Source organism: Streptomyces sp. NBC_01176 (genome assembly GCF_045039825.1).
GTDB lineage: Bacteria > Actinomycetota > Actinomycetes > Streptomycetales > Streptomycetaceae > Streptomyces.
The window spans coordinates 3,829,189-3,849,976 of record NZ_CP108600.1; the positions used below are offsets into that span (position 1 = coordinate 3,829,189).

Annotated in this window: 20 protein-coding genes and 1 pseudogene; 9 read left to right on the plus strand and 12 right to left on the minus strand. The window is 72.0% G+C overall.

Annotation, left to right across the window (positions count from 1 at the left end; genetic code table 11):
- Positions 1–22: 22 nt before the first annotated feature.
- Together OG199_RS16275 and OG199_RS16280 are read right to left on the minus strand one after the other, a co-directional pair.
- Positions 23–880, minus strand: a complete 858-nt coding sequence (locus tag OG199_RS16275) for a PHP domain-containing protein (RefSeq protein WP_356797083.1) — start codon at positions 878–880, stop codon at positions 23–25.
- A 199-nt stretch (positions 881–1,079) separates the two neighbouring features.
- Positions 1,080–1,721 carry a DUF6758 family protein gene (locus tag OG199_RS16280; protein WP_329290223.1) on the minus strand — a complete coding sequence of 214 codons (642 nt, stop codon included), beginning with the start codon at positions 1,719–1,721 and terminating at the stop codon, positions 1,080–1,082.
- A gap of 162 nt (positions 1,722–1,883) precedes the next feature.
- Here OG199_RS16280 and OG199_RS16285 point away from each other — a divergent pair, with 162 nt between their 5' ends.
- Positions 1,884–3,137: an MFS transporter gene (locus tag OG199_RS16285; protein ID WP_356797085.1), complete on the plus strand. Its 1,254-nt coding sequence runs from the start codon at positions 1,884–1,886 to the stop codon at positions 3,135–3,137.
- A 28-nt stretch (positions 3,138–3,165) separates the two neighbouring features.
- Here the strand turns inward: OG199_RS16285 and OG199_RS16290 are convergent, their stop codons facing one another.
- Entirely contained in the window at positions 3,166–3,750 is a 585-nt protein-coding gene (locus OG199_RS16290) for a suppressor of fused domain protein (RefSeq protein ID WP_153288765.1), read from the minus strand.
- Between the two features lie 520 nt (positions 3,751–4,270).
- On the opposite strand from OG199_RS16290, the gene OG199_RS16295 reads away from it, so the two are divergent.
- Both OG199_RS16295 and OG199_RS16300 read left to right on the plus strand, forming a co-directional pair.
- A complete protein-coding gene (locus tag OG199_RS16295; protein ID WP_356797087.1) occupies positions 4,271–5,383 on the plus strand; it encodes a magnesium and cobalt transport protein CorA in 1,113 nt (370 codons plus the stop codon).
- A gap of 40 nt (positions 5,384–5,423) precedes the next feature.
- The gene (locus OG199_RS16300; protein WP_405830038.1) at positions 5,424–5,963 is read left to right on the plus strand and encodes a hypothetical protein; all 540 of its coding nucleotides are present in this window, start codon (positions 5,424–5,426) and stop codon (positions 5,961–5,963) included.
- Between the two features lie 124 nt (positions 5,964–6,087).
- On the opposite strand, the gene OG199_RS16305 is transcribed toward OG199_RS16300, so the two are convergent.
- Positions 6,088–6,846 (minus strand): hypothetical protein, encoded by a 759-nt coding sequence (locus OG199_RS16305; RefSeq protein ID WP_405830039.1) that lies wholly within the window; start codon positions 6,844–6,846, stop codon positions 6,088–6,090.
- A 300-nt stretch (positions 6,847–7,146) separates the two neighbouring features.
- Here OG199_RS16305 and OG199_RS16310 point away from each other — a divergent pair, with 300 nt between their 5' ends.
- The 3 genes from OG199_RS16310 to OG199_RS16320 are packed head-to-tail and all read left to right on the plus strand — an operon-like array spanning position 7,147 to position 10,188.
- Complete coding sequence (locus OG199_RS16310; protein WP_356797091.1) at positions 7,147–8,436, plus strand: magnesium transporter MgtE N-terminal domain-containing protein; 1,290 nt, start codon at positions 7,147–7,149, stop codon at positions 8,434–8,436.
- The gene (locus OG199_RS16315; RefSeq protein ID WP_266701203.1) at positions 8,426–9,010 is read left to right on the plus strand and encodes a DUF1003 domain-containing protein; all 585 of its coding nucleotides are present in this window, start codon (positions 8,426–8,428) and stop codon (positions 9,008–9,010) included. Before OG199_RS16310 ends, OG199_RS16315 begins: the two co-directional genes overlap by 11 nt.
- A 44-nt stretch (positions 9,011–9,054) precedes the next feature.
- Entirely contained in the window at positions 9,055–10,188 is a 1,134-nt protein-coding gene (locus OG199_RS16320; RefSeq protein WP_356797094.1) for an Mrp/NBP35 family ATP-binding protein, read from the plus strand.
- A gap of 494 nt (positions 10,189–10,682) precedes the next feature.
- Here OG199_RS16320 and OG199_RS16325 read toward each other — a convergent pair whose 3' ends face one another.
- From OG199_RS16325 to sigE, 5 genes and pseudogenes are all read right to left on the minus strand, one after another.
- A complete protein-coding gene (locus OG199_RS16325) occupies positions 10,683–11,339 on the minus strand; it encodes a hypothetical protein (RefSeq protein WP_356797096.1) in 657 nt (218 codons plus the stop codon).
- A gap of 203 nt (positions 11,340–11,542) precedes the next feature.
- Positions 11,543–11,974: a sec-independent translocase gene (locus tag OG199_RS16330; protein ID WP_405830042.1), complete on the minus strand. Its 432-nt coding sequence runs from the start codon at positions 11,972–11,974 to the stop codon at positions 11,543–11,545.
- 244 nt (positions 11,975–12,218) lie between these two features.
- A pseudogene (locus tag OG199_RS16335) lies at positions 12,219–14,390 on the minus strand (trypsin-like peptidase domain-containing protein).
- A 139-nt stretch (positions 14,391–14,529) separates the two neighbouring features.
- Complete coding sequence (locus OG199_RS16340; protein WP_356797100.1) at positions 14,530–15,510, minus strand: zf-HC2 domain-containing protein; 981 nt, start codon at positions 15,508–15,510, stop codon at positions 14,530–14,532.
- Positions 15,507–16,208 (minus strand): RNA polymerase sigma factor SigE, encoded by a 702-nt coding sequence (gene sigE / locus OG199_RS16345; RefSeq protein WP_168530085.1) that lies wholly within the window; start codon positions 16,206–16,208, stop codon positions 15,507–15,509. The genes OG199_RS16340 and sigE overlap by 4 nt, the downstream gene beginning before the upstream one ends.
- A gap of 239 nt (positions 16,209–16,447) precedes the next feature.
- Between sigE and OG199_RS16350 the strand changes: the two genes are divergently transcribed.
- Positions 16,448–17,146 carry an O-methyltransferase gene (locus OG199_RS16350; protein ID WP_148010317.1) on the plus strand — a complete coding sequence of 233 codons (699 nt, stop codon included), beginning with the start codon at positions 16,448–16,450 and terminating at the stop codon, positions 17,144–17,146.
- A 175-nt stretch (positions 17,147–17,321) separates the two neighbouring features.
- On the opposite strand, the gene OG199_RS16355 is transcribed toward OG199_RS16350, so the two are convergent.
- Positions 17,322–17,489, minus strand: coding sequence for a DUF3117 domain-containing protein (locus OG199_RS16355; protein ID WP_003966491.1), 168 nt, complete (start codon positions 17,487–17,489; stop codon positions 17,322–17,324).
- Positions 17,490–17,863: 374 nt separating this feature from the next.
- On the opposite strand from OG199_RS16355, the gene OG199_RS16360 reads away from it, so the two are divergent.
- Positions 17,864–18,667: an enoyl-CoA hydratase-related protein gene (locus OG199_RS16360; RefSeq protein WP_356797102.1), complete on the plus strand. Its 804-nt coding sequence runs from the start codon at positions 17,864–17,866 to the stop codon at positions 18,665–18,667.
- A 79-nt stretch (positions 18,668–18,746) separates the two neighbouring features.
- Here the strand turns inward: OG199_RS16360 and OG199_RS16365 are convergent, their stop codons facing one another.
- Together OG199_RS16365 and OG199_RS16370 are read right to left on the minus strand one after the other, a co-directional pair.
- Entirely contained in the window at positions 18,747–19,331 is a 585-nt protein-coding gene (locus OG199_RS16365) for a DNA-3-methyladenine glycosylase I (protein WP_401799450.1), read from the minus strand.
- Positions 19,328–19,684, minus strand: coding sequence for a DivIVA domain-containing protein (locus tag OG199_RS16370; RefSeq protein WP_356797106.1), 357 nt, complete (start codon positions 19,682–19,684; stop codon positions 19,328–19,330). The genes OG199_RS16365 and OG199_RS16370 overlap by 4 nt, the downstream gene beginning before the upstream one ends.
- 162 nt (positions 19,685–19,846) lie before the next feature.
- Between OG199_RS16370 and folP the strand changes: the two genes are divergently transcribed.
- On the plus strand, positions 19,847–20,707 hold the full coding sequence (gene folP / locus OG199_RS16375; RefSeq protein WP_405830045.1) for a dihydropteroate synthase: 861 nt from the start codon (positions 19,847–19,849) through the stop codon (positions 20,705–20,707).
- The last annotated feature ends 81 nt before the right edge of the window (positions 20,708–20,788 follow it).

Consider the following 20,788-nt stretch of genomic DNA (forward strand, 5'->3'; position numbering starts at 1 on the left):
GACGGTTCCGAGGGGCGGGCGGTCAGGCTCCGCCGGTTCCCGGCACCGGGAACGCCCCGGTGGCCCGCCGCGTGATCTCCCCGTACACCTCGGGGTCGGTCGTGTACTCCCCGAGGACGCAGGTCTTGCGACTGCCGTGGTAGTCGCTGGACCCCGTGACGAGCAGTCCCAGCTCGGCCGCGAGACCGCGCAACCGCGCCCTGGTCGCCGGCTCGTGGTCCATGTGGTCCACCTCGATGCCGTCGAGTCCCGCGGTGGCCAGCTCCGCGATCGCCGCCTCCGGCACGGTGCGGCCCCGCTTGGCGGCGGCCGGGTGCGCGAAGACGGTCACGCCGCCCGCGGCCTTGACCAGCCGGATCGCGTCGAAGGGGTCCGTCTCGTGACGGGGTACGTAGACCCGGCCGCCGTCGGCGAGCCAGTCGCCGCCGAAGGCGTCGGACACGCTGTCCACGACCCCCAGCTCGACCAGGGCGGAGGCGATGTGCGGCCGGCCCACGGAGCCGTCGCCCGCGATGCGCGCGACCTGCTCCCAGGTGACCGGCACGCCCAGTTCCCGGAGCTTGGCGACCATGCTCCGGGCCCGCGGCACCCGGTCGTCCCGGGTCAGCTCGCGCTCGGCGAGCAGCTCGGGCTCCGCGGGGTCGAAGAGGTAGGCCAGCAGGTGCATGCTGATGCCGTCGAGACGGCAGGAGAGTTCGGCGCCGGTGACGAGGGTGAGTCCCTCGGGGAGGGCCGCGACGGCCGCCGCGTGTCCGCGGGTGGTGTCGTGGTCGGTCAGCGCGACGACGTCCAGACCGGCGGCGGCCGCGTTGCGGACCAGCTCGGCCGGGGTGTCCGTGCCGTCGGAAGCGGTGGAGTGGGCGTGCAGGTCGATGCGCACTACGCGACTCCAGGCGGTGACGGCACGGAAGGGGACACCCAAGGATAACGGGATTCCCGGGCACCCCTGTCACACCCGCAACCGTCGAGCGCCCCCTACGGAGCACCTCCACGAGCGGTCCCGCGGCAGTTCGGGGGCCTCCGCGCCCGCGTCCATCCGCGAGCGGGCCGTGATCCCCGCCCGGCGAACCGACGGAGCGCTACGGCTCCAGGATGCGCGGCGACAGCGCCCCGCAGGGCAGCAGGTCCACTTCCGCCCCCGCGTCGCGCAGGTCGGTCAGCACCAGCTCGTCGTACATCAGCAGGCCCGACTGCTCGGGCCACACGACCGCCCACAGCCACAGCCCGAGCGCCTCGCCCGCGAAGACGGCGCGGTCGTCCGGGGCGCCGGCCACATGCCACAGCGGGGTGGGCCGGCCGGCCGCGAGGACCTTGGCCTGCGGCGGTTTCTCGACACTCATGTAGGGCCCGGGGTCGGGGGCGTCGATGCCGGCGTAGCGTGCGCCGAGGCCGACGCCGAGCTCCTCGGCGACCAGGATCAGCTCCCCGATGCCGCCGAGCGGCCCGGGGCCCGAGCAGGCCACCATGGTCGCGCGCCCGCCACTGCGGTCGTCGCCCGCGAATCCGGCGCCGGTGAAGAGCCATCCGACCGGCAGCGGCCACGGCATCCACACCGGTACCCGGGCACGGTGCACCACGACACCGAGGGCCTCGACGCTGGGCGGGATCACGGGCTGCAGTGGATGCACGGTCCCGTGCGCATCGCACTGCCAGGAGTCGGCAAAAAGGCCGGGAGCCCTGACCCGGCCACCACACTTCGGGCAACTGGGTTCGCCCCTCATAGAGCCCCACGGTCCTCCCCGTCTTTCGCCGCGTCAAGGACGATCACCCGTCCGGAGCGCGCCGTCACCGCGCGAAACTAGATGTAACTTGCACTAATTAGCCCACCTAACTTATTGTGTGCATACGACAACGACCTCGTCAGGGCAGTCAGAGGAGCGGACATGACCAGCAGTACGGGAGGCCCCGCCGAAGGGGACACGTTCGACGCGGGCGCGGGCGGCCTCCTGCGTCAGCCGAAGGCCGTCTGGGCGACCGCCGGGGCCTCCGTCGTCGCCTTCATGGGCATCGGGCTCGTCGACCCGATCCTGCCCTCCATCGCCAAGGGCCTGGACGCCACCCCGAGCCAGGTCTCCCTGCTCTTCACCTCGTACTTCCTGATCACCGCCGTCGCGATGCTGCTGACCGGTTTCGTCTCCAGTCGCATCGGCGGCAAGAAGACCCTGCTGCTCGGCCTCGCGCTCGTGGTGGTCTTCGCCGGGCTCGCGGGCACCTCCGGGTCGGTCGGCGAACTCGTCGGGTTCCGGGCCGGCTGGGGGCTCGGCAACGCCCTGTTCGTCTCGACGGCCCTCGCCGTCATCGTCGGCGCGGCGGCGGGCGGCAGTGCCGCGGCGATCCTGCTGTACGAGTCCGCGCTCGGCCTCGGCATGGCCTGCGGACCGCTGCTCGGCGCACTGCTCGGCAACGCCAGCTGGCGCTACCCGTTCTTCGGCACCGCGTTCCTGATGGCGGTCGGCTTCCTGTGCGTCACGGCCTTCCTGAAGGAGCAGCCGAAGCCGGCCCGCAGGACCGCGCTGCTCGACCCGCTCAAGGCGCTCGGCCACGGTGGTCTCGCCTCGGCGGCCGTCTCCGCGTTCTTCTACAACTACACGTTCTTCACCGTGCTGGCCTTCACGCCGTTCGTACTGGACATGACCCCCTACAAGTCCGGCGCGGTCTTCTTCTGCTGGGGCGTCCTGCTCGCGGCCTTCTCCGTCGTCGTGGCGCCGCGCATGCAGGCACGGTTCGGATCGCTGAAGGTGCTCTGCGGCTCCCTGGTGCTGCTCGCCGCCGACGTGCTCGTACTGGGCTACGGCGACCACACCACCGCTGTCGTCTGCACGATCCTCTCGGGCGCCTTCATCGGGGTGAACAACACCGTGTACACCGAACTGGCACTGGGCGTGTCGGACGCGCCGCGCCCGGTGGCGAGCGCCGGGTACAACTTCGTGCGCTGGTTCGCGGCGGCCGCGGCGCCCTACTTCGCGCCGAAGATCGAGGAGTGGAGTTCCGTCCGCATCCCGTTCCTGGTCGCGGCCGTCACGGCGCTGATCGGCGCCGCGGTGGTCTGCGTACGGCGGAACGCGCTCACGCACGAGGCGGCCGAGCTTCAGCCGCGGCACGCCGCCGAGGACGCCGTCACGGTTTTTGCCAACTGACTTCTTCCGGCCAGGAACTGACCTGGTCTCAGTCCAGCGGAACGGACCGGCGCAGCGGATCGCGCAGGTCCGTTCCGCCGTTCAGCCAGCGCTCCTGGAGGGCCCCGGCGCCGTGCACCCGCTTCCACGCGGCCTCGTTCGGCGTCATCGGGAGCAGCGGCAGGAACCGTACGGGATCGGCGGGCGCGTCCAGCTCCAGGTCCTCGACCAGGCCACCGGACTCCGCGACCAGCACGGAGGTGAAGGGTGCGCCGGGCCAGAGCGGTCCGCCCACGTCGAGCGAGGCACCGGGAGCCACCACCAGCCCCTCGACCTGCGGGGACGCGCCGAGCACCGCGAGCGCGCGCAGCACCTTGTCGGTCTCGGCGCCACCCGCGCGCACCGAGAGGACCAGCTCGGCGCGCGGACCCTTCACCGGATCGGCGAGCACCACCGTGGGGTCCGCCATCGGCTGGGCGGACATGCCGAGCGTCGCGTAGCGGACGACGTCGCCCTCCGTGAAGCGCAGCACCTCGATACGGTCGGTACCGAGGAAGGTGACCGCGGCCCGCGCGTCGGGTTCGCCCAGCGCGGAACGCAACCGAGCCTCGACCAGAGGAAGAACATCAGCCATGAACCGAGCATAGAACTCGTCAGCAACGGGCAAAGCGGCGGCTTGACGCTTCGGTGCGCTGATAGTCTTGGCCGCTGGTCGGGGCAGCACGCAGAAGCGTCGCTCTCGAGCTCCGACGCACTGAGACTGACTGATCTCCCCCACGGGGAGACAGCTCCCCCACGGGGGATGGATCGTCCCTCACGGGGGACCGGCCGGAGGAGGTGGGGCTGCAATGGACCGAAGTCGACCGTGCAGTACCACCCGCTCTTCCGGTCGCTGAATTCTGTAGCTGGTTTCCTTACCCGGCCGGCTGCCGCCTCCCGCAAACGTGTGCATACGTGTCAGCGTTGTCCGTTGCACCACGGAAGAGCGCTTCGTTCCCGCCTGATCTGTCTGATCTGAATCAGTAGCGAAGCTGCCACCGCGACGGTGCGGTGCTCCCCGCTTTGTGGACGTGCCAAACATCCGCAGTCAGGACGTCCCCATTCCGGGCAGTTCCAACCGTCGCCGGCGGCCTCCAGTTGTGAAGGAGCCTGCCATGTCGATGATCCGTGACCTCCGTGCCGCGGTCCGTCCCCGTCCCTCCCTGCGCAAGGACGGCGGCTCGTACGACACCACCCGCGCCCCCGGCACCAACTCCGCCGTGGTCGACTGCGCGGTCTACCGCGACGGCGCCCGCGTCCAGACCCGCGAGCCCCTCACCCCGCACGAGGCGATGCGCCTGGTGCACCGCGACGGCGGCTTCGTGTGGATCGGCCTGCACGAGCCCACCGAGGCCGAGTTCTCGGGCATCGCGAGCGAGTTCGGGCTGCACCCGCTGGCCGTGGAGGACGCCGTCCAGGCGCACCAGCGGCCCAAGCTGGAGCGCTACGACGACTCCCTGTTCACGGTCTTCAAGACGATCCACTACGTCGAGCACGACGAGCTCACCGCCACCAGCGAGGTCGTGGAGACCGGCGAGGTCATGTGCTTCACCGGCCGGGACTTCTTCATCACCGTCCGGCACGGCGGGCAGGGCTCGCTGCGGGCGCTGCGGCACCGGCTGCAGGACGAGCCGGACCTGCTCGCCAAGGGCCCCTCGGCCGTGCTGCACGCGATCGCCGACCATGTCGTCGACGGGTACATCGCGGTCGCGGACGCCGTGCAGGACGACATCGACGAGGTCGAGACCGCGGTGTTCTCGCTCGGGCGAAAGGGCACTCCGCGGGGCACGGACGCCGGCCGCATCTACCAACTCAAGCGCGAGGTACTGGAGTTCAAGCGGGCGGTCTCGCCGCTGTTGCGTCCGATGCAGCTGCTGAGCGAGCGGCCGATGCGGCTGGTCGACCCGGACATCCAGAAGTACTTCCGCGACGTCGCCGACCATCTCGCCCGGGTGCAGGAGCAGGTCCTCGGCTTCGACGAGCTGCTCAACTCGATCCTCCAGGCCAACCTCGCGCAGGCGTCCGTCACGCAGAACGAGGACATGCGCAAGATCACCTCCTGGGCCGCGATCATCGCCGTACCGACGATGGTGTGCGGTGTGTACGGCATGAACTTCGACTACATGCCGGAGCTGCGCTGGAAGTTCGGCTATCCCCTGACGCTCGGCGTCACCGTCGGCATCTGCCTCTCCATCCACCGGATCCTGAAGCGCAACGGATGGCTCTGACGCCGGTGCCTCCCGCCGGCCGGCTGGCTAGGGTGAGTCCATGACGGAACAGCTGCTCGATCGGGCCCTCATCGAGGAGGCCACCAAGAAGTCCGGGCTGGTCTGGGTGCGTGGCGACGGCACGCCGTCGACCGCCCCGGGCCCCGAGGACCCCGCCCAGGCCCTGTGGCACGTGTGGCACGACGGCGCTGTCTGTGTGATCGGCGACGGGCCCGGCGAGCAGCCGCTGCCCGGGCTCCGCGACGGGGGCGCGGCCGTGGTCACCGTCCGCAGCAAGGACAAGGGCGGGCGCGTGGTGGCCTGGACGGCGCGGGTGGTCGAGCTCGCGCCCGAGACCGACGCGTGGCAGGAGACGGTCGCGGAACTCAAGGGCAAGCGTCTGAACGCGCCCGACGGTGAGGAGATGCCGGCCCGCTGGGCGCGCGAGTGCCGGGTGCTGCGTCTGGAGCCCCTGGCCGGCACGCTCCCGCTGCCGGACGGCTCGCTGGCCGCCGCGCCCCCGCCGACCCCGGCGACGACCCGGCAGCCCGTCCCGGCGGCCGTCCCCCGTCTCCTCTTCAAGAAGCGCAAGCGGTCGTAGGCCCGGCCGCCTGTCGTGGTTCCCGGCCGCTTCGCGAGGCGCGAGGCGGCCCATGGGCGCGAGGCGGCCAGGGGGCCACGGTGGCTCCGGGAGGCGCGGGTGGCCGACGGGCACGGCGCCGACGTCACGAGGTCGGCAGTTGCCTGCCGTAGTCGACGGTCTCGTCCTTGGCCGGTTCGGCGAGGGCGAACCCCTTGCCCCAGTCGGTGAGGCGGAGGGTGCCGGCGCCGCCCGCGCGGACCAGGAGAACGGGGTAGGGCGTCCCCTTCAGTGAGACGTCGAGGGTGCCGCCCGCTCCCTTGTCACCGGTGATGCGGATGGTGCGCAGGCCGGACTGCTCGTGGTGGCCGTCCGTCGCGAGCGAGCCGTGCAGGGTCAGCAGGCCGTCCAGAAGGACGTCCTTGTCCGTGAAGCTGATGAAACGCTTGTAGGCCGGGTCGCCGGTCGGCACCTTCACGTACTTGCCGCCGAGCTTGTCGGCGGCGGCCGTGTCGGCCGAGCTGGAGCCGCTCTTGTCGCCCTGATGGCTCCAGAACTCGGCGCCGGCCTTGAGGAAGAGGTGTTCGCCCACCCGCAGCAGCCTGAAGCTCGCGCCCTGCGAGGTGACCGACCCGGTGCCGCCGTCCGCCTTCAGACGCATGTCGAACTTGTACGTGCGTCCGTTCGACACCACGGTTCCGGCGAGCCTGACCGCCTCCGCGGACGTGGCCGCGGTGCGGGACTTCGACTGGATCGTGGCGGCGGGCAGCTTGCCCACCCCGTTCGTGCCCGCGTCCGGATCCTCGCTCCCGCACCCCGTCAGTCCCGTCCCCGTCACGACCAGGGCGCACATCGCGCCCACCAGTGCGGCCCTGCGGGTACGGCCCTGGAGAATCGCAGTCACAGGTGGGCTGCCTTTCGTACGGGGGTCCATGCGGGTGTCCGTGCCGGGGCGCCCTGCGGGGGTTCCACACGGGGTGCCCACCACGGCGTACGGCAGCGTACCGGTGCCGCCCCGGCCCGGCGGAGCCAGTCCGTCCGGACCGCTCACCAGGGCGTATCCGACCGGGACGGGCTAGCCTGAAGCCCACCCGAGCGGACAGAGCGGGACCAAGCACGCGTACGGCGACACCACCCTGACGCACGTACCGGGACAGCACGGGAAACACCCACCGGGACAGCACGGAAAGAAGGAGGCGCGGGCATGGCCGCAGGCGCCCCCCGGATCTTCGTCTCGCACCTCGCCGGTGTCGCCGTCTTCGACCCGAACGGCGACCAGGTCGGACGGGTGCGGGACCTGGTCGCCATGCTGCGCGTGGGGCGGCGCCCGCCCCGGCTCCTGGGGCTGGTCGTCGAGCTGTCCACCCGGCGGCGCATCTTCCTGCCCATGACCCGCGTGATCGGTATCGAGTCCGGCCAGGTCATCACCACCGGCGTGGTGAACGTACGTCGCTTCGAACAGCGGCCCACCGAGCGGCTCGTGTTCGGCGAACTGCTCGACCGGAGGGTACGGCTCGTCGACACGGACGAGGAGGTGACCGTCCTGGACGTGTCGATCCAGCAGTTGCCGGCCCGGCGGGAGTGGGAGATCGGCCGGGTCTTCGTACGCCGGGCCCGCAGCGGGACCTTCCGGCGCACCCGGGGCGAGACCCTGACCGTCGACTGGTCCGCTGTCACCGGGTTCTCGCTGGAGGAACACGGACAGGGCGCCGAGAGCCTGCTCGCCACCTTCGAGCAGTTGCGCGCCGCCGACCTCGCCAACGTGCTGCACCACCTCTCCCCGAAGCGGCGCGGCGAGGTGGCCGCCGCACTCGACGACGACCGCCTCGCCGACGTCCTGGAGGAACTCCCCGAGGACGACCAGATCGAGATCCTCGGCAAGCTCAAGGAGGAGCGCGCCGCGGACGTCCTGGAGGCGATGGACCCCGACGACGCGGCCGACCTGCTCGCCGAACTGCCGGAGGAGGACGTGGAGCGGCTGCTGACGCTGATGCGGCCCGACGACGCGGCCGACGTACGGCGGCTGATGGCGTACGAGGAGCGCACCGCGGGCGGTCTGATGACGACCGAGCCCATCGTGCTGCGGCCCGACTCCACGGTCGCCGAGGCGCTCGCCCGGGTCCGCAACTCCGACCTGTCCCCCGCGCTCGCCGCCCAGGTGTACGTGTGCCGTCCCCCGGACGAGACACCGACCGGCAAGTACCTGGGCACCGCGCACTTCCAGCGGCTGCTGCGCGACCCGCCGTACACGCTGGTCAGCTCGCTCCTCGACGACGATCTGCAGCCCTTGGCGCCGGACGCGGCGCTGCCGGTCGTCGCGGGCTTCTTCGCCACCTACGACATGGTCGCCGCGCCGGTGGTCGACGAGAGCGGCTCGCTGCTCGGCGCGGTGACCGTGGACGACGTGCTGGACCACCTGCTGCCCGAGGACTGGCGCGAGACGGAGTTCCACCTGCACGAGGACGAGCCCGCAGGGGGGAGCCATGACGCCTGACCGCGAGACCCGTGAACGGGCCGTCACGGGCGCCACCGCGACCACCCGGCCGCGCAGCCGTCTCGACCAGCCGATGCCGCCACGCCGCAGACTGCTGCCCGAGTGGGACCCGGAGGCCTTCGGACGGCTGTCGGAGCGGATCGCCCGCTTCCTCGGCACCGGGCGCTTCATCGTCTGGATGACGGTCGTCATCATCCTGTGGGTGGTGTGGAACGTCAGCGCTCCCCGTGACCTGCGGTTCGACAACTACCCGTTCATCTTCCTGACCCTGATGCTGTCGCTGCAGGCCTCGTACGCCGCCCCCCTGATCCTGCTCGCGCAGAACCGTCAGGACGACCGCGACCGGGTCAACCTCGAACAGGACCGCAAGCAGAACGAGCGGTCGATCGCGGACACCGAGTACCTCACGCGCGAGATCGCCGCCCTGCGCATCGGCCTCGGCGAGGTGGCCACCCGCGACTGGATCCGCTCCGAACTCGAGGACCTGGTCAGGGCACTGGAGGAGGACCATTCCGACAGCCATGTCGTATTCCCGGCGGAACGGTCGCCCGGACGTGACACAGGCGACCGCTGACGGGTCTTTCCGGGCCCCGGCCCGGGCGCCGTACCATCGTCCCTATGGCTACGGAAGACGCGGTGCGCGAAGCACTGGCGACGGTGAACGACCCCGAGATCCAGCGACCCATCACCGAACTGGGGATGGTCAAATCGGTGGACATCGGTGCGGATGGCGCGGTCGCGGTCACCGTGTATCTGACCGTCTCCGGCTGCCCGATGCGCGAGACCATCACCGAGAACGTGACAAAGGCGGTCTCGGCGGTCGAGGGCGTCACCCGCGTCGACGTGACCCTGGACGTCATGAGCGACGAACAGCGCCGCGAGCTGGCGGGCGCGCTGCGCGGCGGGCAGGCCGAGCGCGAGGTCCCCTTCGCCAAGCCGGGCTCACTCACCCGCGTGTACGCGGTCGCCTCCGGCAAGGGCGGCGTCGGCAAGTCCTCGGTGACGGTGAACCTGGCGGCGGCGATGGCGGCCGACGGTCTCAAGGTCGGCGTGGTCGACGCGGACATCTACGGCCACTCCGTGCCCCGGATGCTCGGCGTCGACGGCCGTCCGACCCAGGTCGAGAACATGATCATGCCGCCGTCGGCGCACGGCGTGAAGGTCATCTCCATCGGCATGTTCACCCCGGGCAACGCCCCGGTCGTGTGGCGCGGCCCGATGCTCCACCGCGCCCTCCAGCAGTTCCTGGCGGACGTGTACTGGGGCGACCTGGACGTCCTCCTGCTCGACCTCCCGCCGGGCACCGGCGACATCGCGATCTCCGTCGCCCAGCTGGTGCCGAACGCCGAGATCCTCGTCGTCACCACCCCGCAGCAGGCGGCGGCCGAGGTCGCCGAGCGCGCGGGCTCCATCGCCGTCCAGACCCACCAGAAGATCGTGGGCGTCGTCGAGAACATGTCGGGCCTGCCGTGCCCGCACTGCGGCGAGATGGTCGACGTCTTCGGCACCGGCGGCGGGCAGACGGTCGCGGACGGCCTGACCCGCACCACCGGCGCGAGCGTCCCGGTGCTCGGCTCCATCCCCATCGACGTCCGCCTGCGCGAGGGTGGCGACGACGGCAGGCCGGTCGTCCTGACGGATCCCTCGTCCCCGGCCGGCTCGGCCCTGCGCGCCATCGCCGGCAAGCTGGGCGGCCGACAGCGCGGCCTGTCGGGCATGTCCCTCGGCATCACCCCGCGGAACAAGTTCTAGCCCACCGCCGCGAACGCGCCCCCGCGCCGTCAGGAGCGCGAGGGATCCGCGCGCCCCGTCGGGAGCGCGCGGAACTGTCAGCCTTCAGAAACGCGAGAACCCGCGCCCCTCAGGGGCGCGGGGAACTGCGCGACCGGCCACGACGGCGGCGCGGGAAACGGCGCACCGTCAGGAGCGCGGAGATCTGCGCCGTGACGGGCCCGCACCGCCAGGAGCGCGGAGATCTGCGCCGTGACGGGCCCGCACCGTCAGGAGCGCGGAGATCTGCGCCGTGACGGGCCCGCACCGCCAGGAGCGCGGAGATCTGCGCCGTGACGGGCCCGCACCGCCAGGAGCGCGGAGAGCTGCCCGCCGTGTCGGGCCCGGAGGATCCGCGCGGCCTCAGCGCGGAGAACCCCGCCCCTCGGGGCGCGGGGAACTGCGCGACCGGCCACGTCCGACCCCCCGGCCGAAGAACCGCCCCGCAGCCCCCGACCGGTCACCCCGCGGAGCACTCACGCGTAGGCGGCGATGTCCTTGATCACGGCGAAGCCCAGCCCGTACGCGCTCATGCCCCGCCCGTACGCACCCACGTGCACGCCCTCCTGGGTCGACCCCGCGAGCACCCAGCCGAACTCGGACTCGCGGTAGTGGAACGGCGTGGGCACGCCGTCCACGGGGAGGGACAGCGAGGACCAGTCCGACCCGTCGAGATCGTCCGCGAGGACCCACGCCGTCTCGGTCTGCTGGTCCAGCCAGTCGTCCCGCAGGGTGTGGTCCATCTGGCCGGGCCAGGTGAAGGACAGCAGGCCCACACCTGCCAGCCAGGCCGCCGAGGACACCGAGGTGGCCTCCAGCAGCCCCGTACCGTCCGCGCTGCGGCGCGAGGGGCTCGCCGCGACGGTCACCACGACCGCGAAGCGCTCCTTGTCCTCGGTCGACTCGCTGCGCACCGAGGGCTCCTCGCCGTGCCCGATCGAACCGTGCTCGACGGCGCCGTCCGCCGACATGCCCACCTGCATCAGCCAGCGCGGTCCCGTGAAGGCCTCGTCGAGGCCGTACCACGGGAAGGGCGCCAGCAGGTAGCCGTCGACCGTGCGCCGGGCGAAGGGGGCCGGTTGTCCGCCCTCCGTGGCCGGTGCCTGCGCGCCTACCCGACTTGTCGTCTCCATCTGCCGGACGCCTCCTTGCTCTCGTCGGACCAGGCGGCCCGCCCCCCTCGGGCGTCCTCAGCAGTCCGCACAACAACTGGGCAGCATAGCCACACCGCTCCGAGCAGCAGGGAAAGCACCCGTCGCGTGGGTCGCGCCCGCCGTCGATTTCCGGCCGTGTCACACGGCCCCGGGCCCCTGACCTACCCCGATCGGGGTACGGCTCAGGTGGCGTCGGCGTCGAAGGGCGGTCGCTCCTCCGGGCCGGACTTCTCGGGCTTCTTGGTCATGTCCACGGTCGAGCCGGCCGAACCGGAGCTCGCCGACTCGGATTCGCGGTTGTGCACCGCGTCCGTGACCTCGGCCATCTCCTTCTTCAGGTCGAAGCCGTTGCGGATCTCCTTGAGCCCCAGCTCGTCGTTGTCCAGCTGCTTGCGCAGGAACGTCTTGGGGTTGAGGTCCTCGAACTCGAAGTCCTTGAACTCCGGGCCGAGTTCCTCACGGATGTCCGCCTTGGCGGTCTCCGAGAACTCACGGATCTTGCGGATGGTGCGCGTGACGTCCTGGATCATCTTCGGGAGCTTGTCCGGACCGAAGACGAGCACGGCGAGGACAACGAGCGCCACCAGCTCGAGCGGTCCTATGTCATTGAACACCTGAAGCTCCTTGCGATGTCCTTCGGTCCTCGGCCCTCGGCGGTTCCTCCGTGGTCCGGGCCGGGTCCACGGTACCCGGCGATCCCGTCCGTCCGGAACTGTGCCGGGGCCTCCGGGTCCGTGTACACGTCGAGTTTTCCCGGATGTTTGCCGCACGGGCCGGGGTGCGGGCCCCTCCCGGGCGAACATGCCGCGCGCCGTCCCTCGCCGCCCGTCGAGGTGGGCCGCGGTCAGTCAGCGGCGGTCAGCCGCCGTCGGCCGAGCCGAGGACCAGGGTGATCTGCTCGCGGGCACCGTCCCGCCGCAGGGTCAGCAGCAGCCGGTCGCCGGGGCGGTGGGCGCGGGTCCGCACGATCAGCTCCTCCCCCGAGTGCACGGGCAGCCCGTCGACCTCGGTGATGACGTCGCCCGCCCTGATCCCCGCCCGGGCGCCGGGCCCGCCCGGGGTGACCGGTGAGCCGCCGCTCGTCTTCGTGCCGACCCGGGCGCCGTCGCCGGTGTAGTCCATGTCGAGCGTCACGCCGATCACGGGGTGGGTCGCCCGGCCCGTGTTGATCAGCTCCTCGGCGACGCGTCTGGCCTGGTTGACGGGGATGGCGAAACCGAGCCCGATGGAACCGGCCTGGCCCGCCTCCGGGTCGGTGGCTCCGTCGGCGGAGCGGATGGCGCTGTTGATGCCGATGACGCGCGCCCGGGAGTCGAGCAGGGGTCCGCCGGAGTTGCCGGGGTTGATGGGCGCGTCGGTCTGCAGGGCGTCCACGTACGAGACGTCGCTGCCGTCGCCCTTCTTGCCGCCGGCCGTGATGGGCCGCTCCTTGGCGCTGATGATCCCGGAGGTGACGGTGTTGGCGAGGTCGAAGGGTGCGCCGATGGCGACGACGGGGTCGCCGACCTAGACGCTGTCGGAGTTGCCCAGCGACAGCGGCCGCAGTCCGCCGACCCCGGACACCTCGACCACGGCGAGGTCGTATCCGCTGTCGTGCCCGACGACGGTGGCCTTGGCGCTCTCGCCGCCGCTGAAGGTCACGGTGATCTCGCCACGCGTGCCGGCCGGTTCGACCACGTGGTTGTTGGTGAGGATGTGGCCCCGGGTGTCGAGCACGAAACCGGTGCCGGTGTCCTCCTGGTCGGTGCCGCGCACATGCAGCGTGACGACGCCGGGCAGGGCGCGGGCGGCTATCCCCGCGACGCTGTCCGCGGGCCTTCCGGGGGCCTCCTTCGCGGCCTGGGGAAGCTCGATGTCCCCCGTCCCGCCGTTGTGCTCCAGATAGGCACCCACGGCACCGCCGACGCCCCCCGAGACGACGGCGATCAGCACGGCCCCGAGGACCAGCGCCCTCCTCGCCCGTCGCCGCGGCCGCGTCCCGAACGCCGCGCCGTTCTGCTGGAGGGGCCCGGGAGCGGCCCAGGGGTCGTAGTTCTGCCAGGGGTCCGGAGCGGGACGGGAATCGCTCGTGTACGGGACTGGAGGGGCCCCTGGGGGCAGGGAGGCCCCCGGGACCGGGGTTCCCGCCGGGACACCCGTCCCGTCCCCGGAGACGGCCACCGGGGCGGACGCGCCGAGCGAGCCGCCGCCCAGGGGGGCGGGGGCGCCGTACGTGGAGGCGCCCGGAGGGGTCGGTGTCTCGTATGTGGGGGTCGGCGATTCGTACGCGGTACCGGCCGCGGGGGTCGGTCTTTCGGATGCGGTACCGGCCGCAGGGGTCGGTATCTCGTACGGGGCACCGGCCGCGGGGGTCGGTATCTCGTACGGGGCACCGCCCGTACCGCCCGCCGCGGCCGGCGTTTCGTACGCGGAGGTGCCCTCGGGGGTGGGTGCGCCGTACATGGGGGCGGGTGTTCCCTGCGCGGGGGTGACCGGCTGCGCGGGGACGCCGTGTGTGGGCGTGGGCGCGGGGGACGCGGGCGGGGCCGCGGCGGCGGGCGTTCCCTGCGCGGCGGCGCCCGTGGGAGCCGCCGGTCCGTGCGCCGGCGCGGGTGCCGGGGTCGGGGTGCCGTGCGCGGATGTGATCGCCGGGTGCTGGACCGGCGGGGCGGGTGCCCAGGGGCCGGGCTCGCCGTACGGCGGGGTGCTGTAGGGGTCCGGGTCGTGCAGGGGCCTGGGACGGTCGGTGGGATCCGGGGCCGCGGGTGCGGTGGCGGACACTCCGGCGAACGTCCCGGCATCCGGTGCGTCGGCCGTGGGCGCGGGCGCGGACGCAGGAGGTTCCAGCTCGAAGTCGCCGTCAGACCCGTAGTCGCCGTCACGCTCGAAGCCGACGTCAGACCCGAAGTCGCCGTCACGCCCGAAGCCGCCGTCGGGGACGACGTCGCTCCCGGGCGGACGAACATCCGCCGAGCTCACCTCGCCGACCACCGGAGGTACCGGCCGGGGCCGGCTCCACCACTTCGCCTTCGGGGGCTTCCCCTCGTTCATGTTCTCCCCACACCCGGCCCGCGGCACAGCTCGCCGACGGTCACCGCAGATTGCCGACATCCGCGTCCGGGAATCCCTCCGGCGGACGCGCCCCACCCCGGATTCAATCAGGTTCCGGGGCCGCGGCGCAGAGAGTGGGTCAGCGGGCGGTACGGGAGGAGAGGAACGGAGAGGAAGAGGGGGACGCTGCCGGAACGGGGGCGGCGAGCAGACCCGGAGTCGCGACGTCGGGCGCCATCGACCAGGAGGCCGACACGGCCGGCTGTACCTCGGTGAGCGGACGTATCAGCGGGGACATCGCGGCGGCGCCGGCCACCACGGGGGTCGTCAGCGTGTGCATCATGTCCTGGCCCTGGGGCGCCGGAGCGGGCACTCCGGGCAGCAGCGGCGCGGACACCTCGGTGGGCTGCACCGGGGCGCCGCCGAAGGCACGCTGGCCCTGGGCGAGCAGCGGTCCCGTGGAGCGACGGCGCTGTGTCTCGGGAGCCGTCGCCGCCCCGGAGCCCGGGGCGCGCATCGGTGTCACATTGCTACCGCCGGAGCCGCCGCGCGCGTCCGCGGTGTCACCGGGCACACCGGTCGACACCCCGCCGAGCGCGACCGCCGCCAGCGACACCGCGCCGGCCGCCGCGAAGGCGAAGCGCAGCCCGCGCGAGGAGGATCTCTCGGCCTCGTGACGGCTGACGTCATGGATACGGAAGCCGCGTCCGGCGGAAGGGGGCAGTACGTCGGCGTGCGGTCCGGCGGGCACGTAGCCGAAGGGCTCGCCGCGCACGCCGAAGACTCCGCTCACCCCGGATCCGGAGGGGATTCTTCCGCCGAATGCTCCCCCGCCGAGCGGTGAGCCATCACCGCCGTCGAAGTCACCTCCCCCCGGCAGTCCCTGGAGACGGGCCAGGAAGCTCTCGGAGGGGGGCGGAGGGGCGACTTCCGCGAAGACGTTCTTCAGTCGGCGCTGGGCGTCCGCCTCGGCCTTGCACTTCGCACAGGTGGCGAGGTGGGCCAGGACGCGCTCGCGCGACTCATGACCGAGCTCTCCGTCCACGAGGGCGGACAGTCGGTCCCCAAGATGCTGGTCGGCAACGAGCCGCTCCGCAGAGTCAGGCCGGGATCCACTCACGCGGTCGCGCCCCCTCCTCCCAGCGCGGGAACTCCCGTGATCGCGAAGCCGCGGCGCTCGGCACGGGCCTCGGGAGACCGGTGCGAGAGGGCCTTGCGCAGCTGCGAGCGGCCACGGTGGATCCGGCTGCGGACCGTACCGAGCTTGACGCCCAGGGTCGCGGCGATCTCCTCGTACGACAGTCCCTCGATGTCGCAGAGGACGACGGCGGCGCGGAACTCGGGCGCGAGAGTGTCCAGCGCCTGCTGGACGTCCGCGTCGAAGTGCGCGTCGTTGAAGACCTGCTGCGGGGAGGGCTCACGGCTGGGCAGGCGCTCGGCCGCGTCGTCGCCGAGGGCGTCGAAGCGGATGCGCTGCTTGCGCCGGACCATGTCGAGGAAGAGGTTGGTGGTGATGCGGTGCAGCCAGCCCTCGAAGGTGCCGGGCGTATAGGTCGACAGCGAGCGGAAGACACGGACGAAGACCTCCTGGGTGAGGTCCTCGGCGTCGTGCTGGTTTCCCGTCAGGCGGTAGGCGAGCCGGTAGACCCGGCCGCTGTGCGTGCTGACGATCTCCTCCCAGGTGGGCGGAGTCCACGCCTGCGACTCCGCGTCGGTGGTGAACGTCGCGGTCTGCGCGGGGGCAGCAGCATGGAACGTGTCAGCGATGTCGGTCACGGATTTCGGCTCACCCGCTGATCGCAGCAGGCGCCGCAGCACCCGTCCCCGATCCACAGGCGCAGCCGCACCTCCCCTGTCGGCTCTGGTGGTGTCCAGTGGAGCCCCCACCATAGCCACCTCGCCCGTTAGCTCCGGATAAGCGGTTTTACGCGAAATTGATACGCGCTCATATGGCTGTGTCAGCACGTGCTCGGCACCTCGCTCCGCCTCCCGCTCCGTGACCCGGTCCATGCGCTTCCCCCCGCTCTGTTTCCCCATCCCTCTAAACGCCCGGTCCCATCAGCAGGTTCCCGGCACCAACGGATACAGTCACGCCCAGGCAACCACGGGGACAGGAGAGGGTCATTACCGGCAACCGGCAGACGAGCTGGGCGTTCGCCGACGCCTTTGTCGCCGAGGACGAGGCGCTGCGCTGGGCCCGCGACCGGGCCCGCGAGGCAGGCCTGCGCTCGGTGTCGCCCGGCACGGGCGCCGCGCTGCGCCTGCTCGCCGCCACGGTGGACGCGAAAGCGGTGGCGGAGATCGGGACCGGGACCGGCGTCTCCGGAATTCATCTGCTGCACGGCATGCGGCCGGACGGGGTACTGACCACGGTGGACCCGGAGCCGGACCGCCAGCAGTTCGCCCGCCAGGCCTTCCGTGCGGCGGGCTTCGCGAGCAACCGCGCGCGCTTCATCCCCGGCCGCGCGCTGGACGTGCTCCCCCGGCTCGCGGACGCCGGCTACGACCTCGTCTTCTGCGACGGCGACCGCCTGGAGTGCCTGGACTATCTCGCTGAATCGTTGCGCCTGCTGCGGCCGGGCGGGCTCGTCGCCTTCGAGGGCGTGTTCGCGGACGGCCGCACCATGGACTCGGGCCCGCAGCCGGCGGAGGTCGGCCGGCTGCGCGAACTGCTGCGCGCGGTGCGCGAGAGCCAGGACCTGGTGCCCTCACTGCTCCCGGTCGGCGACGGCCTGCTGTGCGCCGTCAAGCGCTGATCCGCACCACCGGGCCACCCGCACCGACCCGCCCTGACTCGCTGCGAACCTGCCCTGACCTGCGCTGACCTGCACTGCTACCAAAAGGGCGCGTCGCCGGAACGCCCTTGACACACCACTGCCCCGGCACCGTTTACGATGCCGGGGCAGGTGAAAAGGTATGGTCGCTTCCGCGTCAGCCGACGACCTTCTTGAGGGCGTCGCCGAGCGCGTCGGCCTCGTCAGGCGTCAGCTCGACGACGAGCCGACCGCCGCCTTCGAGCGGAACGCGCATGACGATGCCCCGCCCCTCCTTTGTCACCTCGAGCGGGCCATCGCCCGTCCGCGGCTTCATGGCCGCCATGCTCGTTCCCCTTCCTGAAACCAGCTCATCGTCGCCGACGGCCCCTTGGAGGGCACGCACGTCCTCTCATAGGACACACGTCACCGGCATCGAACACATTGCTTCCAGGCCATTATCCCGCATCTCAGGACCCGATGACCAACATCAGTCGGCATCGCTTGCGCAACGCGCTTGAGCAAAACCACTCAATTCGGCGATGTGGCTGCGATACTGCGCCGCCGCATGGACTTTCACGGCTCGGAATTCTTTGACGCAGGTCACATGTCCCGTCCGTCCCTCGGACCGTGATCTCCGCTTCGTCGTCCTGCATGCTGTCCTCGGACGCAGGGCGTACCGACGGGTACGACGGAGCCGCGACACCGAGGGGACCCATCATGGCCGACACCGTGCTCTACGAGGTGAGCGACGGACTCGCGACGATCACGCTGAACCGCCCCGGGGCGATGAACGCGATGGACACCGGTACGAAGGTCGCCCTGCGGGACGCGGCGCAGCAGGCCGCGGCGGACCCGGAGGTGCGGGCGATCCTGCTCACCGCGGCCGGTGACCGGGCGTTCTGTGTCGGGCAGGACCTCAAGGAGCACATCGGGCTGCTGGCCGCCGACAAGGAGTCCGGCTCGAGGCACACGATGAGCACCGTGCGCGAGCACTACAACCCGATCGTGCGCGCCCTGACCGGCGCCGCGAAGCCCGTGGTGGCCGCGGTCAACGGTGTCGCGGCCGGGGCGGGTCTCGGTTTCGCGCTCGCCGCTGACTACCGGATCGTCGCCGACACGGCCGCCTTCAACACGTCGTTCGCCGGGGTCGCGCTGACCGCCGACTCCGGGATCTCCTGGACGCTGCCGCGGGTCGTGGGCCCGGGCCGCGCCGCCGACCTGCTGCTCTTCCCGCGCAGCATCACCGCGCAGGAGGCGTACGAGCTGGGTATCGCGAACCGGCTGGTGCCCGCCGCCGAATTGCGCGCGGAGGCGGAGAAGGTGGCGCGGGCACTGGCCGCGGGGCCGACGGTCGCGTACGCCGCGCTGAAGGAGGCCGTGGCCTACGGCCTGACCCACTCTCTGGACGAGACGCTGGAGAAGGAGGACGAGCTGCAGGCGCGGGCGGGGGCGTCCGAGGACCATCTGATCGCGGTGCAGGCGTTCGTCAACAAGGAGAAGCCCAAGTACTTGGGGCGGTGACGGGCCGTGGGGGGCGGCGGACCGGCTGTGTCGGCCGCGCCGCTCCCCCGGAGCCCTCAGTGGGTGCCCCTCGAAGCCCTCAGTGGGTGCCCTTGCGCGCGACGCAGTCCACCAGGTGGTCGTCGACCAGGCCGCACGCCTGCATCAGGGCGTACGCGGTCGTCGGGCCCACGAAACGGATGCCGCGTTTCTTGAGGGTCTTGGAGAGGGCGGTCGACTCGTCGGTGACGGCCGGGACGTCGGACAGCTTCTCCGGGGCCGGGCGGGTGTCCGGGGCGGGCGCGAACGACCAGATCAGCTCGTCGAGCTCGCCGGGCGCCCAGCCGCTCAGCACGCGCGCGTTGGCGACGGTCGCCTCGATCTTCGCGCGGTTGCGGATGATGCCGGCGTCGCCGAGGAGACGCTCCTGGTCGGCGTCCGTGAAGGCGGCCACCGAGGCGATCTCGAAGCCGGCGAAGGCGGCCCGGAAGCCCGGCCTGCGGCGCAGGATGGTGATCCAGGACAGGCCCGACTGGAAGGCCTCCAGGCAGAGCCGCTCGTACAGCGCGTCGTCGCCGTGGACCGGGCGGCCCCACTCCTCGTCGTGGTAGGACACGTAGTCCTCGGTGGACAGCGCCCAGGGGCAGCGCAGGGCGCCGTCGGGACCGGCGACGGCGTCGCTCAACGCTCCTCGCCCTCGACGTGCTTGTGCAGGGAGGTGGGCCGGGCGGTGTCCGCGCGGGCTCCGGCGAGCGCGGACTCGAGGTCGGCGATCCGGGCGTCGCGCTCCGCGAGCTCGGCGCCGAGGCGGCCGAGGGCGTCGTCCACGTCCGACATGCGGTAGCCGCGGGCGGCGAGCGGGAACCGCAGGGACTCCACGTCCGCGCGGTTCACCGGCCGGGCGGCGGGCAGCGGATCGTCCAGCCGGTCGGGCACCGCCTCGGGCAGGGGCGCGCTCTCGCCGCCGCCCACCACGGCCAGTGTCACCGCGGCGACCACGACGGCGAGCGCGACGACCAGGAACAAGAACATGAACATCGCTGAGGTCCCCACGCTCTGGTGCCGACGCGGTCGCGTCGGCGCGAAAGTACTGAAGCTTACTGACGGCGGAACCGTCGGACTCCGATCGTGCCATGCGAGTCTGACAGTTAAGGTCGCAGGCGGCTAAGCAGCGGGATTCACAGGGAGAGGTCACAGGGGATGCTCAGGCTGGGCAAGCACGAATTCGACCCGCACGAGCCGGTGATCATGGCCATCGTGAACCGGACCCCGGACTCCTTCTACGACCAGGGAGCCACCTTCCACGACGAGCCGGCGCTCGCCCGGGTGGAACAGGCGATCGCCGAGGGTGCCGCGATCATCGACATCGGCGGGGTCAAGGCCGGTCCCGGCGAGGAGGTCACCGCCGAGGAGGAGGCGCGTCGTACGGTCGGCTTCGTCGCCGAGGTCCGACGCCGCTTCCCCGAAGTGATCATCAGCGTCGACACCTGGCGGCACGAGGTCGGCGAGGCGGTCTGCGAGGCGGGGGCGGATCTGCTCAACGACGCGTGGGGCGGGGTGGATCCGCGGCTCGCGGAGGTCGCCGCGCGGTACGGGGTGGGGCTGGTGTGCACGCACGCCGGAGGTGCGGAGCCGCGGACGCGTCCGCACCGGATCGCGTACGACGACGTCATGGCCGACATCCTGGGGGTGACCGTCGGGCTGGCCGAGCGGGCCGTGTCGCTGGGGGTCGCGCGGGAGTCCGTGCTGATCGATCCGGGGCACGACTTCGGGAAGAACACGCGGCACAGTCTCGAGGCGACGCGGAGGCTGGGCGAGATGGTCGCGACGGGCTGGCCGGTGCTCGTCTCGCTCTCGAACAAGGACTTCGTCGGCGAGACGCTCGACAGGCCGGTCAAGGAGCGGGTGGTGGGGACGCTGGCGACGACCGCCGTCTCGGCGTGGCTGGGGGCGCAGGTGTATCGCGTGCACGAGGTCACGGAGACGCGGCAGGTGCTCGACATGGTGGCGTCGATCGCGGGCCACCGGCCGCCGGCGGTCGCCCGCCGCGGCCTGGCGTAGCCGCCCCCGCCGGTCCCGTCCCGGGGCTCCGCCCCCGAGGGATGGGTCAGGTAGGGGCGGCGGGGGCGCGGAACCCCGGGG